A 13,297-nucleotide genomic window follows, 5' to 3' on the forward strand; every position below is an offset into this window, starting at 1 on the left:
ATGCTTTTGAAGAACAAGGTAGTGATCGTGTCCGGCATTGGACCCGGGCTCGGCGTGAAGCTCGCGGTCGAAGCGGCGCGCGAGGGCGCGCGCGCGGTCGTGCTCGCCGCGCGCACGGCGGCGAAGCTCGACGATGCCGAAGCGCGCATCCGCGAACTTGGTGTGGACTGCGAAGTATTCAAGAGCGTGACGGACATTACGGATCGCGCGCAATGCAGCACGCTTGCGAAGGAGACGGTGGCGCGCTTCGGCCGTATCGACGCGCTCGTGAATAGCGCCTTCGTGCACGGCAACTTTCCCGAGCCGGTGGAGAGCGCCGATCTCGACGGCTGGCGTGCGGTGTTCGACACCAATCTCGTCGGCACGATGACGATTACGCAGGAGGTCGCGGCCCACATGAAGGCGCAGCGCAGCGGCGCAATCGTGATGATCAATACCCAGGCCGTGCGCAAGCCGTTCGTGGGTGAAGCGGGCTATGCGGTGTCGAAGGGGGCGCTCGCCGTCGCGGTGAAGTACCTCGCGAAGGAGCTGGGCCCGCACGGCATACGCGCGAACACGATCCACATGGGCTGGATGTGGGGCGCACCGGTGCAAGGCTACGTGCGCCATGCGGCGGCCGAGCACGGCGTGCCCGAAGAGCAGATCGTCGCGCCGATCGCGGCCAATATCGCACTCGGCGAGATTCCCCATGACGACGACTGCGCGAAGGCCGCGCTCTTCCTCGTCTCCGACTACGCGAAGGCGATCACGGGCGCAGCGCTCGACGCGAACGGCGGAGACTTCATGCCATGAGCCACGGTGGCCCCATGACGAAGAACGCGGACGCGCCACTGCCCATCTACGCCTTCAACGGCGACGCCGACGGGCTGTGCGCGCTGCAGCAACTGCGGCTGGCCGAAGGTCCCGATGCGGTGCTGGTAACGGGCGTCAAGCGCGACATTCACTTGCTCAGGCGCGTGGCGGGCGGTGCGGGCGTGCGGGTCACCGTGCTCGACGTATCGCACGATCAAAACCGCGACGACGCCCTGCGCCTGCTGGACGAGGGCGCGTCGCTGCGCTATTTCGACCATCACTTCGCAGGCGAGCTGCCCGCGCATCCGCGCTTTGAGGCACACATCAACACGGCGCCCGATGTCTGCACGAGTGCGCTCGTCAACGGCTATCTCCGCGGCCGCCACGCGCGCTGGGCGATTGTGGGCGCATACGGCGACGCGCTGACCACGCTCGGCGAAGCGCTCGCGCGTGCGCATGGCATTGGCGGCGAGGCGCTCGGGCGGCTCGCGCAGCTAGGGCTCCTGCTGAACTACAACGCCTATGGCGACACGGTCGACGACCTGCACTTCGCACCCGAAGCGCTGGCCGAGGCGCTGCTGCCGTTCGCCGACCCGCTCGCGTTCGTGGAAGCCAGCGACGTGTTCGCGGCGCTGAACGACGGCTATCGCGACGACATGGCGAAGGCGCATGCGCTGCCGGCCGGGCGCGACGTGCCGGGGACGCGGCTGATCTGTCTGCCGGGCGAGGCATGGGCACGGCGCGCGTCCGGCACGCTCGCCAACGAGCTGTTGCAGCGGGAGCCTGAGCGCGCGCTCGCCGTGCTTTCGCCGAAGCCAGGCGGCGGTTTCGTGGTGAGCCTGCGCGTGCCCGCCGGCTGCGCAACCGGCGCCGACGATTTTTGCCGCCAGTTCGAGACGGGCGGCGGAAGAAAGCGTGCGGCGGGCATCAATCATCTGCCGGAAGCCGAATTCGACGGCTTCGCCGCACGCTTCGAAGCGGCGTTCAGAGTGTGAACCGGGAGAGCACAGTGAGCGGCCTCAATCGTCGCCCCAGCGCCAGCGAGGCGGCTCGCCTTTGAGCCAGCACACGAAGAGGAGGACGACGCTGTAGAGCACGACCAGCAAGATGAAGGTCGAGCGATGATGGTCCGGCGGGGCAAAGCGTGCGGTTGCGCCGATCAGCGCGAAGTAGGCGATCAGAATCGCCCATCCTTGCCAGCGGATCGGCAGGCCCCAGCCCCAGCCGTGGCGCTTGGCCGGGAACCAGTAGTCGGGTATCGGTGGCATGGCATGATCTCCGGTCTCGCGCGCCGTCTGTGGGCTGATCGCGCGCGCTCAAAGTGGGTTCGCTCATTGTCGTCGATTTTGCCCGGCCGCTCGCGCAATGCGTAACGCCCGCTCAAGCTGGAACAGCGCGCCCCGGGGCGATGTGGCTCATCGGTTGCACGGCGTTGTGACCGCGAACGCGTGCGCATAAGCCTTGTTAAAAGGCGCAGTGCACGATTGAGGACAACCCGGGCGAGCGTTTGCCGTGCGCGGCAGCGGCGAGGCTCTATCATGCGGGAATTGCAATCAATGCTTGCACCCGCCATGCGCATCACGCCCTTGCCGCCTCTTCAATGTCTGGTCGCTTTCGAAGCCGCTGTGCGGCATGCGAGCTTCACGCGCGCGGCCAGCGAGCTGCACCTGACGCAAAGCGCGATCAGCCGCCAGATCCAGCAACTCGAGGAATTCCTCGGGCGCTCGCTGTTCGTGCGCGAGCACCGCTCATTGCGCCTCACGATTGCGGGCGAGCAATATGCGGCGCAGGTTCAGCGTCTGCTCGCGCAATGCGCCGAAGCCACGCTCGACGTCATGAAGCATTACGGCGACCTGGAACTGACCGTCGCGTGCTCGTCGGGCGTCTCGGTCCTTTGGCTGACGCCGCGGCTCCCGGGGTTCCGCGCGGCATTTCCGAACATCAAGCTGCGCCTGATCGTGCGTGATGGGCTCGCTTCGATGTCGCCCGCGGAATTCGACGTGGGCGTCTACTACGTGCGCCACCAAGCCCCCGCGTCCTATACCGCGCGCAGGCTCTTTCACGAAGAGGTCTTTCCCGTCTGCTCGCCCGCGTATCTGGCGGGCCGCACGCTCGATGCGGGCGATCTGGCGAACGAAACGCTGCTGCTGCTCGAAGACGGGCAACGCCAGTGGATGTCGTGGCCCGAATGGCTCGGCCTGAACGGCGTGGACATGCCCAAGGCGCCGCGCAGCGTCACGATCAACCACTACCCGCAGATCGTGCAGATGGCGATTCTTGGCCAGGGTGTCGCGCTGGCGTGGCGCTACATGATCGACGCCTGCCTGAACGAAGGCCTGCTCGTGCGCGTCACGCCGGCAGCGGCCAGCCACGGCGGCGGCTACTACGTGCTCTCGCCCAACGATCGCGTGGAGAACCAGGCGGCGCGCATTTTCACGCGCTGGCTGTTCGAGCAGGCGCAGGCTCAAATGCCAGTGTAGGCATCACCTGCAAGCACCACCCCAAAGCACCTCGCATGCGCTCAGCGCATGCATGCATGCGAATCTTTCGTTTCAGAAACAAGCGCGCTTGTCCTTAGCATGTCGATGATGCGGGCAAGCCCCGGCTTTTTCCCAGAAAAAGGAGGAGACGATGCAAGGAACGCTTTCGCAGAACGCAGTGCCCTCTGTCCAGTTGGCCGCGCGGCAGCGGCGCCGCGCCGTGATCGCGACCGTGCTCGGCAACGGCCTCGAATGGTTCGATTTCACGGTCTATAGCTTCTTTGCCGTCATCATCGCGAAACTGTTCTTTCCCACGGGCAACGAGCTGAGCTCCGTGCTGCTCACCGTGGCGACCTTCGGCGTGGGCTTCGTCATGCGCCCCGTGGGCGGCATCGTGCTGGGCGTCTATGCCGACAAGGTCGGCCGCAGGGCGGCGCTCTCGCTGACGATCCTGCTGATGGCATTCGGCACGGCGCTCATCGGACTCGCGCCCACCTACGATCAGGCGGGAATTGCGGCGCCGCTCCTGATCGTCGTCGCGCGGCTCTTGCAGGGCTTTTCGGCAGGCGGCGAAATGGGCGGCGCCACGGCGTTTCTCACCGAGTACGCGCCACCCGGCAAGCGCGCGTACTACTCGAGCTGGATCCAGTCGAGCATCGGCTTCGCGGTGCTGCTGGGCGCGGCCACGGGCACCTTCGTCACGACCTCGCTCGACACGCAGGCGCTGTATAGCTGGGGCTGGCGCGTGCCATTCCTGATCGGCATCCTGGTCGGGCCGGTGGGCTATTTCATCCGCAGCCAGATGGACGAAACGCCCGCGTTCAGCGCCATCGAAGAGCAGGGCAAGGAGCATTCGCCGCTCAAGGAGGTGCTCGCGCGCTTTCCGCGTGAGACGTTCGCGAGCTTTTCGATGGTCATACTCTGGACCGTCTGCACCTATGTGCTGCTGTTCTATATGCCGACCTATTCGGTCCGCACGCTGCACCTGCCGCAATCGACGGGCTTCTTCGCCGGCATGGTGGGCGGCCTCATGATCATGTGCTGCTCGCCCGTGGTCGGCAAGCTCGCCGATCTCTGGGGCCGGCGCGTGTTCCTCAGCGGCGCCGCGCTGGCGATCCTGGTGCTCGCGTGGCCCATGTTCGCGTGGATCAATCACGCCCCGGGGCTCACGTCGATGCTCGTGTTCCAGGCCGTGTTCGGCGTGCTGATTGCCGTCTATACCGGGCCGATCCTCGCCGCCTTCGCCGAGCTCTTTCCCACCCGCGTGCTCTCGACAGGGCTATCGGTTGCCTACAATTTCGCGGTCACGATCTTCGGCGGCTTCGCGCCGTTCCTGATCACGTGGCTGATCGCCCGCACGGGCAGCAACATGGCGCCCGCGCTCTATGTGATCGTCGCGGCGGCGATCAGTCTGGTCGGCACGTTCTTCGTCAAGGACGTGCGATACGGCACCCAGCGTGCGGGTGCCGCAATTCAATAAGGATGACGAATATGTCCATCACCATCATTCAGGGCGGCAACGTGCTCGACCTCGTGCAAGGGGTGCTGCTCGAACATCATCATGTGATCATCGAGGGCGATCGCATTGTCGAAGTGACGGACCGCCCGGTCGACTATCCCAACGCGCACGTGATCGACGCGCGCGGCAAGACCGTGATGCCCGGCTTCATCGACTGCCACGTGCACGTGCTCGCCTCCAGCGCGAATCTGGGCGCCAACGCCGGACAGCCGAACATCCTCGCGGCCATACGCGCGCTGCCGATCATGCAGGCCATGCTCTCGCGCGGCTTCACGAGCGTGCGCGACGCGGGCGGCGCCGACTGGGCGCTGATGCAGGCTGTGGAGACGGGGCTCGTGCCGGGGCCGCGCATTTTCCCGTCCGGCAAGGCGCTCTCGCAGACGGGCGGCCACGGCGACTTCCGCCCGCGCGGCGATCTGCTCGAACCGTGCTCGTGCTGCTTCCGCACGGGCGCGATTGCGCGCGTGGTGGACGGCGTGGACGCCGTGCGCCTCGCCGTGCGCGAGGAGATCCAGAAGGGCGCCACGCAGATCAAGATCATGGCCTCGGGCGGCGTGGCCTCGCCGGTCGATCCCATTTCCAATACGCAGTACTCCGAAGACGAGATCCGCGCGATCGTCGGCGAAGCCGAAGCGGCCAATACTTACGTGATGGCGCACGCCTACACCGCTCGCGCGATTGCGCGCGCCGTGCGCTGCGGCGTGCGGACGATCGAACACGGCAATCTCGTCGATGAAGCCGCGGCGAAGGTCATGCGCGAGCATGGCGCGTTCGTGGTTCCTACGCTCGTGACCTATGACGCACTCGCGCAACACGGCGCGCAGTTCGGGTTGCCGCCCGATTCGGTGGCGAAGGTGGCCAGCGTGCAGCGCGCGGGCCGCGAATCGCTGGAGCTCTATGCGAAGGCGGGCGTGCCGATGGGATTCGGCTCGGACCTGCTCGGCGAGATGCATGCGTTCCAGTGCGGAGAATTCCGCATTCGCGCCGAGGTGCTCGGCAATCTGGAGGCCCTGCGCAGCGCGACGAGCGTGGCCGCCGACATCGTCAACATGAAGGGTGAGCTGGGCGTGATCGCCGCGGGCGCGATTGCCGACGTGCTCGTGCTCGACGGCAATCCGCTCGCCGATATCGGCGTAGTGGCCAATGACGGCGAGCGCGTGGAATATGTCGTGCAGCGGGGCAAGGTGGTGAAGGGCGCTTGAGGGCCGGCGGGGCGACTCCCGGAGTTGAGTCGCGTCGTTGGGGAAGCGCAGAAGCGGGGCGGCAGATAGGCCGCCCCGTTTCTTTTTATTGCTCACGCAACATGATTGCGGCTGGGATCACGCCTGAGCCGACCAGCCCGCACCGAACGACTGCTCCGGATGGGTGCCCGGCGCGCTCGAACCCGGCGACGAGAGTTTCGCTTCAAGCTGTTCGTCCAAACTGTGGGATGCGCCGTCATGGCCGCCGGTGGTGTGCGTCTTGCCCGTGTACGGACCATCTGGTGCCTGGCTCATGGTGAATTCCACATGAAGCGCGTTGAATGATGGACCTGGAGCGGCGTGATCTGGTCGGCGTGCGGGACTTCCTGGAAGCCTTCGCGTGGATTTCACCGTTGACGCATTGGAACGGGCCGATGTATCCGGCATGTTCTCAGGAGCGCCGTTATTGATTCGTTGTGTGTACGAGGATCGGGCAGATACAGTGAGATACAAAGCCTTCACATGATTCGGCTATAAAACCGTTGCAGCGCTTCATCCCATCTAAACAGGAGAAACGAGTCATGTCAGATCCCGTCAATGTCCGCCGTCGCCGGCTTCTCGGCACTACGCTGGCGAGCCTCAGCCTCGCGGAACTTGGCTTGAGCAGCATTGCCCGTGCACAGACGCCGGACGGCGCAGCGCCGAACACGCGCACAGGTAGCGGTGTTTCGTTCGGGCCCATTCAGCAGATCGACGCTGGCGTGCTCAACGTGGGCTACGCCGAAGCGGGGCCGAAGAACGGTCCTCCGGTGCTGCTGCTGCATGGCTGGCCTTACGACATCTACAGCTACGTCGAAGTCGCGCCGATGCTGGCCGCAGCCGGTTATCGCGTGATCGTGCCATATCTGCGCGGCTACGGCTCGACGCGTTTTCTCTCGGCGGACACGCCGCGCAACGGGCAGCAGGCAGTGACCGCCGTCGACATCGTCGCGCTCATGGATGCCTTGAAGATCGATCAGGCCGTGCTTGGCGGCTACGACTGGGGCGCGCGCACGGCGGACACCATCGCCGCGTTGTGGCCCGAGCGGGTCAAGGGCCTCGTCTCCGTGAGCGGCTACCTGATCGGCAGCCAGGAGGCGAACAAGAAGCCGCTGCCGCCGCAAGCCGAGCTGCAGTGGTGGTATCAGTACTACTTCGCGACCGAGCGCGGCGCGCAGGGTTACGCGGCGAACCGCGACGCGTTCAACAAGCTGATCTGGCAACTGGCATCGCCGAAATGGAACTTCGACGATGCGACCTACGCGCGCTCGGCTGCCGCGTTCCAGAATCCCGATCACGTGGCGGTGGTCATTCACAACTATCGCTGGCGTCTTGGCCTCGCGCAGGGGGAGTCGAAATTCGACGGCATCGAGCAGCGGCTTGCCGCCGGGCCAACCATTGCGGTGCCGACGATCACGCTCGAAGGCGATGCCAATGGCGCGCCGCATCCGCAGCCGGCGGCCTATGCGAAGAAGTTCACGGGCAAGTATGTGCACCGGGATATTGGCGGCGGCATTGGCCATAACCTGCCGCAGGAAGCGCCGAAGGCTTTCGCCGAGGCTATTTTGCAGGTGACGCATTTGTGATGCGGGGTCGCTGCGCGCTCGTTATGGGCGCGCAGTGAATTGAATCTCATACTCTGGCAAAAGGAATGGCGCGCCGCGTGAACGGCGCGCCATTCCTTTTTCTGGATCAGACACGAGGCGAATTGCGAATCGCGAATCGCCTCCTCAACTTCAACCCTGCTTGCCATCCACCCCCAACAGCCCCCGAATGGCCTGTTCGGTCTCCTCATAGTGCCCCTCACCAACCTGCCGATAAACCACCTTGCCGTTCTTGTCGATGAGATAAAGCGCGGGCCAATACTGGTTCCCATAGGCATTCCACGTCGCATACTGATTGTCCTGCACGACGGGATATTGAATGCCGAACCGCGCGACCGCCTTCTTCAGATTGCCCGTGTCGCGCTCGAACGGATATTCGGGCGTATGCACGCCGACCACCACGAGCCCCTTGTCGCGGTAGCGCGCGTACCAGTCCTTCACATAGGGCACCGTATGCGCGCAATTGATGCAATCGAAGGTCCAGAATTCGACGAGCACGACCTTGCCGCGCAACTGCTTCAGATCGAGCGGCGCGCTATTGAGCCAGGCGCCGGTGCCGGTGAAGTCGGGCGCGCTCGCACCGGTCTGCACGGCCGCGGGCTCGGCGGCGGGATTCGAGTCGGATGCGAAGGCAGCCCAGGCGCCGGTGGCGGCCAGCCCCGCAAACGCGGCAACGGCGGCCGCAATCTTGAGTCGATCGAACATGACGGGATCTCCGTGGTTGGGTGTTCGACCGTATTGGAGCGCGCGCACGTATCCGGCAGATGTCCCGGGCACGCGTATCTGAAACGTAGTGTGTCGCCGCGCGCGCCGGATACACAGGGATACAAAGCAGGCACCGCGCGCCTCTAGAATCTCAAGCGCCAATGCCCGCTTCGAGCTCATCCATCGCGCCCTCATGCGCTTCGAGCAAGCGCCGCACGTCGGGCAGCGCGCGGCGCACCAGAGCACGGGTCGATGCGGGCAGGTCCGCGCAGGCGTCCTCGATGTCGCCGCTTCGGTGGTCGCCGAGCATCGCGAGGAGCACGCAGGCCTGGTGCACGTCCTTTTGCGACTTGATGAGCATGTTGGTGCGCAAGCGCGACACCAGCAGCTTGTGAATCGCAAAGCGCGCCGGGTCTGGAACCCGGACGGGAACCGCGCCGTGCCTCGAAATGAGCGTGCCCATCTGCGACTTGCCGAGCAGGAAGGCGAGGTAGGGGAGCCCCGTTGCGTGCGCGCCCAGTTCGGGCACCGCGATGGTCGGGAACGAATCGTCCTCCGAAGGCACGAGCAGGTCGACATGAAAGCGCGTCGCGCCGGCTTGCTTGAACGAGGTCGATGGCGCGCCGCGCGTCATCGGCGGCACTTCCACGAAGGCGATGCCGGTTTCTTTTAGGATCGCGAGCAGCCCGCCCGTGGGCACATGCTGGAGCGCGAGTTGCCGCGCGCGCGCAATATCGACGTCCTCGGTCTCGTAGGCCACGGACTTGATGCCGAGGCTGTTGAGCAGCACCGCGTAGGCATGGGAGCCGATGAGCACGGCCCCGGCCTGGAAAAGGCCGTGGTTGTACAGCACCCCCATCGTGGCGTAGGTCTTGTTATCGGCGATCTGAAAGCCCAGCTTCGCGAGTTCGCGGATGCGGCCCACGAGGTCCTTTCCTTGCAGGATGCGCTCGCGCATCGTCTCCACGCGCGCCTCCACATCGGGGTCGCCTCGCGGGCCACCCAGGCTTTCCTCCTGCTTCTTGCCCTCGGGGTTCATGAACTGGCGGGCGTAGTAGACGAGGCCGGCGCGCTTGTGCTCGAGGATCGTCCCCGGCGCGCCGACGAGGACCGTGTCCTGCGCCGCGGCAGCTTGCTCGACGTTCGCAAGCTGGGCGCAAAAAGCCTGGTCGTGACGTTGGTAAAGGGGTGAGCCGAGCATGTCCGGAGCCGTTTTCAGTAATTTCTTATATTTTACTGAAAAGCGGCTGGCAGTGGAAATTTCAGTAATTTTTCGATAATTACTGAAAACCGCGCTGCCCAGGCGCAGGAGATGCGCCCGCCGCCGCCGGCGGGCTTTGCCTCACCGCCAGCGGCGCAACGCGCCGCCGCTCACCGCACGCCGAGTGCCGCGTTACTTCGCGAAGCGGATGTCGAGCGAGCGCAGATACGTTTGCAGGCCCGCGTCCTGGAGCGGGATCACGTAGGCGTCGTCGCCGGACTCGTTGAAGTGCGCGTGCCAGTAGCCCGGCGGCGTGACGAACGCCATGCCCGGCGTCCAGTCCACGCGCACCGGATCGACGATATTGCCGCTCCCGTCGAGCTCCGTGCCCACCAGCGTGTAGACGCCCGGTTTCGCTGCGGGGATGAAGTCCAGCGCGATGGACTGGTGACGGTGCGGCTTTTGCATCGTCCCCGGGCCGATCATGCCGAACATGGCCCACATCGAATGCGTCACCGTGCGCGTCTGCGGGAAGTGGGTGTTGCCGAGCAGCACGCTGATCCGGTTGCGCTGGCTCGCGCCCGGCGCGTTCGCCACCGCCTCCAGCTCCGCCTTTGCGCGTTGCGCGGGGTACAGCGTGGGGCTGAAACGCGCGTGCGAGACCGTGGTGCCGAGATAGCTGAGCAGGGGCGCATCGCTGACGTAGTAGAGGCGGGCGGTCGTCTGCGCCGAGAGCACAGCCTCGCTGCCGCCAGGCAGCGAGAAAAAGTCGCCCGCGCCGAACAGGAAGGCCGCGTCGCCCTGCGTCACGGCCCCCGCGCCTTCGAGCACGTAGAACACCTGCGAAGTCGCGTTCGGGTTCACCGAAACATGCTCGCCCGCGACGATGCGGATGAAGTTCGCGAGCAGCGCGGGCCCCGTGGCCGGAAAGTCGCAGCCCAACTCGGCGGAGAGGTCGAGCGGCACGATGCGCGTCGGGCCATCGTCGTACAGCGAGGAGAGAAACGACCGGTAGGGCACGCGTGAAATCAGACGGGCCCCGATCGGATTGGCCGACGACGTGTATTCGAAGTATTCGGCCTCGCGTGTCGTGACATCGTCGTTCAGCTTGAGCGTCGAGGGATCGGTCCGGGTTTGCATCTTTTGACTCCTTTGAAGGTGGGGCTCGTCGAGCGGAGGTTTCGCTGCTTGAATGAATCGTGGGGCGCAGCGGCATGAGCAGGACTATAGGAGCGGGGTGGAGCGCGCAGAATGGCGCTCCGGCGGAATCAGTTTTGCGTGGCGCGGATAGCTGCCATCGAGGGCCGTGGACCGGGCCGCCCGGGTAGAATGCGCAACGACGACGCCCGGCCGTTCCATCGCCGGGCCGAAAGAACAGGGCGGGACGAGGGCGGAGGCGCGCAAGGTGGTGATCGATTATTTTTTGGCGATTCGGGCATTTCTTCAGGCTGCGGAGCTGGGCAGCTTCAGCAAGGCGGCCGAGCGGATCGAGGTCAAGACGTCGACGGTCTCGCGCTACATCTCCGAGCTCGAAGCCGACCTTGGGATCGCGCTGTTCAATCGCTCGACGCGCGGCCTGACCCTGACCGAGGGCGGGCGCGTCTTTCGCGAGCGCGCCTTGCGCGTGATGCAAAGCCTCGACGAGGCACGCGAGGCCGCTTCGTCGCTCAATAGCGCGCCGCAGGGTGTGCTGCGCGTCACCATGCCGACCTCGTTCGGACGCCGGCACGTGATCCGCCATCTGCCCGAATTCATGGCGCGCTACCCGAAGATCAACGTCGATGCGATCTTGACCGACGAGGTCGTGAACCTCATCGACGCCGGCATCGACGTGGCCGTGCGCATCGGCGTGCTGCCGGACTCGCAACTGATGGCACGGCAGCTCGCCACGCACCGGCGCATCGTCTGCGCGAGCCCGGCCTACCTCGCGCGGCGCGGGCATCCCGCCACGCCCGCGGAACTCGCGTCGCACGAGGCGATCCGTTTTCCGCTGACCGCCGAGGACAAGTGGGTCATCGTGAGCCCGTCGGGCCGCGGCAGTGCGAGCGAAGTCACCGTCAAGCTCGGCGGGCGCCTGCGCGTGGACGACACCGAGGCCGTGCTCTCGCTGGCGCTCGCCGGCATGGGCGTCGCGCTGCTGCCCGAATGGGCCGCGGGCGGCGCGCTGCGCGAAGGCAAGCTCGTGCAGTTGCTGCCAGGCTGGGAGGCGCGCACCTCCACCGCGACGCCGGGCGTCTGGGGCGTCTATCCGCCCAAGAAAACCGTCTCGTCGAAGGTGCGCGCGTTCCTCGACTTCTTTGCGGGTCTCTACGCGCGCGAAGGCTATTGGCAGGAGCCGTCGGCTTAAGGCACGTTAGCGCGAGTTAGTGCAGGTGGCGCAGCTTGTCCGGGTTGCGCACGACATAGATGGCCGCGATCTTGCCGTTCTCGATATCGAGCGCGGTCGTCTGCAGCTCGCCGTCGGCCTCGAGCGTCACGAAGCCGGGCAGCCCGTTGATGAAGCCCGCGCGCACGAGCGTCGAACCGTTCTTGCGGAACAACTCCGCCAGATATGCGTGCACCTTCATCACGGTCTCGAAGCCGAACAGCGGTTTGCCCGCGGCGGACCGCTTGCCGCCGCCATCCGCATGCAGGCTCACATCGGCGGCCAGCATCGCGCCCAGGGCGCTCATGTCGCCGCTGCGCGATGCGGCGAAGAACGCCTTCGCCAGCTCCACGCCGCGTTCTTTCTCCACGCGAAACCGCGGGCGCGCTTCGCGCACGTGAGTGCGCGCCCGCGCCGCAAGCTGACGGCACGCGGCGGGCTCGCGCTGAATGGTCGCCGCGACCTCGTCGAAGTCGAGACCGAATACGTCGTGCAGCAGAAACGCCGCGCGCTCGAGCGGCGAGAGCCGCTCGAGCGCGAGCATCAACGGCAGCGTGACGTCCTCCTGCTCGTCCTCTTCGACGACGGGGTCGGGCAGCCACGGTCCCACATACGTTTCGCGCTGATGCCGCACCGACTTGAGCTGGTCGAGGCACAGGCGCATCACCATGCGGCGCAGGAAGGCCTCGGGCACGCGCACCTCGGCGCGATCGGCGTGCATCCAGCGGATGAACGCGTCCTGCACGATGTCCTCGGCGTCCGCGACGGAGCCGAGCATGCGGTACGCCACGCGGATCAGCTTGCGCCGCAGCGGGTCGAAGCTCGCCGCGGCGTCTGAGGCATCGCCAGCGTGAGTGGGATCGGGGTCCGTCATGCGGCGGCAGCCGATTTCGCCATGGCCTTCGCCGCCGCCGGATCGGCCCACAGGCCAAAGCCAACCGCGAGACGGTTCCAGCCGTTGATCACGTTGATCATCAGCGTGAGCTTCACCTGCTCCTCCTGCGTAAAGTGGTCGTTGAGTGCGGCGCGGGCGCGCTCGATCGCATCGTGTCCTTCGGAGATGCGCGTGAGCGCCTCGGTCCAGGCCAGCGCCGCGCGTTCGCGCTCGCTGTAGCAGGGCGCCTCGCGCCAGGCGGAAAGCAGGTAGAGGCGTTGCTCGGTCTCGCCGGCCTCGCGCGCATGGGTCGTGTGCATGTTAATACAGTTGCCACATGCGTTGATCTGCGAGGCGCGCACCTCCACGAGCGCGACGAGGCTGGGGTCGAGGCTGCCGGCCACGGCAAGCGAGGTGCCCATCCAGGACTTCATTTGAGCGGGGGCGGCGGTGAACGGGTCGAGCTTGGCAGTCATGGTTCCATCTCCTTTCGTGTGGGTTCCACTGACATGACGAGCTAGCCCGCCCCGCGTGTGA

The 13,297-nt window shown here is 65.9% G+C and carries 14 protein-coding genes and 1 pseudogene; 8 read left to right on the top strand and 7 right to left on the bottom strand.

The features are described 5' to 3' along the window. Entirely contained in the window at positions 1-792 is a 792-nt protein-coding gene (locus E1956_RS28140) for an SDR family oxidoreductase (protein ID WP_134755414.1), read from the top strand. Further along, positions 789-1,787, top strand: coding sequence for a DHH family phosphoesterase (locus E1956_RS28145; RefSeq protein WP_232072043.1), 999 nt, complete (start codon positions 789-791; stop codon positions 1,785-1,787). The genes E1956_RS28140 and E1956_RS28145 overlap by 4 nt, the downstream gene beginning before the upstream one ends. Before the next feature lie 24 nt (positions 1,788-1,811). Here E1956_RS28145 and E1956_RS28150 read toward each other — a convergent pair whose 3' ends face one another. Beyond that, on the bottom strand, positions 1,812-2,060 hold the full coding sequence (locus tag E1956_RS28150; RefSeq protein WP_134755417.1) for a hypothetical protein: 249 nt from the start codon (positions 2,058-2,060) through the stop codon (positions 1,812-1,814). Positions 2,061-2,363: 303 nt separating this feature from the next. Between E1956_RS28150 and E1956_RS28155 the strand changes: the two genes are divergently transcribed. From E1956_RS28155 to E1956_RS28165, 3 genes are all read left to right on the top strand, one after another. Continuing rightward, complete coding sequence (locus tag E1956_RS28155; protein WP_134757859.1) at positions 2,364-3,272, top strand: LysR substrate-binding domain-containing protein; 909 nt, start codon at positions 2,364-2,366, stop codon at positions 3,270-3,272. Positions 3,273-3,423: 151 nt separating this feature from the next. Next, the gene (locus E1956_RS28160) at positions 3,424-4,752 is read left to right on the top strand and encodes an MFS transporter (RefSeq protein ID WP_134755419.1); all 1,329 of its coding nucleotides are present in this window, start codon (positions 3,424-3,426) and stop codon (positions 4,750-4,752) included. Positions 4,753-4,763: 11 nt separating this feature from the next. Beyond that, positions 4,764-5,993 (top strand): metal-dependent hydrolase family protein, encoded by a 1,230-nt coding sequence (locus E1956_RS28165; protein ID WP_134755421.1) that lies wholly within the window; start codon positions 4,764-4,766, stop codon positions 5,991-5,993. Positions 5,994-6,119: 126 nt separating this feature from the next. Here E1956_RS28165 and E1956_RS28170 read toward each other — a convergent pair. Next, a pseudogene (locus E1956_RS28170) lies at positions 6,120-6,287 on the bottom strand (OsmC family protein); the annotation flags it as partial. A 26-nt stretch (positions 6,288-6,313) separates the two neighbouring features. On the opposite strand from E1956_RS28170, the gene E1956_RS47425 reads away from it, so the two are divergent. Then, a complete protein-coding gene (locus tag E1956_RS47425; protein ID WP_256377806.1) occupies positions 6,314-6,442 on the top strand; it encodes a hypothetical protein in 129 nt (42 codons plus the stop codon). 111 nt (positions 6,443-6,553) lie between these two features. Next, positions 6,554-7,597, top strand: a complete 1,044-nt coding sequence (locus E1956_RS28175; RefSeq protein WP_134755423.1) for an alpha/beta fold hydrolase — start codon at positions 6,554-6,556, stop codon at positions 7,595-7,597. A 150-nt stretch (positions 7,598-7,747) separates the two neighbouring features. On the opposite strand, the gene E1956_RS28180 is transcribed toward E1956_RS28175, so the two are convergent. The 3 genes from E1956_RS28180 to E1956_RS28190 all read right to left on the bottom strand — a co-directional run bounded on the left by E1956_RS28180 (position 7,748) and on the right by E1956_RS28190 (position 10,661). Next, entirely contained in the window at positions 7,748-8,320 is a 573-nt protein-coding gene (locus E1956_RS28180; RefSeq protein WP_134755424.1) for a thioredoxin family protein, read from the bottom strand. Positions 8,321-8,471: 151 nt separating this feature from the next. Further along, on the bottom strand, positions 8,472-9,521 hold the full coding sequence (locus E1956_RS28185; protein WP_134755426.1) for a GSU2403 family nucleotidyltransferase fold protein: 1,050 nt from the start codon (positions 9,519-9,521) through the stop codon (positions 8,472-8,474). Between the two features lie 192 nt (positions 9,522-9,713). Beyond that, the gene (locus E1956_RS28190; RefSeq protein ID WP_134755428.1) at positions 9,714-10,661 is read right to left on the bottom strand and encodes a cupin domain-containing protein; all 948 of its coding nucleotides are present in this window, start codon (positions 10,659-10,661) and stop codon (positions 9,714-9,716) included. A gap of 271 nt (positions 10,662-10,932) precedes the next feature. Between E1956_RS28190 and E1956_RS28195 the strand changes: the two genes are divergently transcribed. Further along, positions 10,933-11,868 (top strand): LysR family transcriptional regulator, encoded by a 936-nt coding sequence (locus E1956_RS28195; RefSeq protein WP_028223112.1) that lies wholly within the window; start codon positions 10,933-10,935, stop codon positions 11,866-11,868. Between the two features lie 16 nt (positions 11,869-11,884). On the opposite strand, the gene E1956_RS28200 is transcribed toward E1956_RS28195, so the two are convergent. Both E1956_RS28200 and E1956_RS28205 read right to left on the bottom strand, forming a co-directional pair. Next, positions 11,885-12,760: a sigma-70 family RNA polymerase sigma factor gene (locus E1956_RS28200; RefSeq protein WP_134755430.1), complete on the bottom strand. Its 876-nt coding sequence runs from the start codon at positions 12,758-12,760 to the stop codon at positions 11,885-11,887. After that, positions 12,757-13,236 (bottom strand): carboxymuconolactone decarboxylase family protein, encoded by a 480-nt coding sequence (locus tag E1956_RS28205; RefSeq protein ID WP_134755432.1) that lies wholly within the window; start codon positions 13,234-13,236, stop codon positions 12,757-12,759. Before E1956_RS28205 ends, E1956_RS28200 begins: the two co-directional genes overlap by 4 nt. Positions 13,237-13,297: the final 61 nt, after the last annotated feature.

It is taken from the genome of Paraburkholderia pallida, assembly GCF_004524855.1.
Classification (GTDB): Bacteria; Pseudomonadota; Gammaproteobacteria; order Burkholderiales; family Burkholderiaceae; genus Paraburkholderia; species Paraburkholderia oxyphila.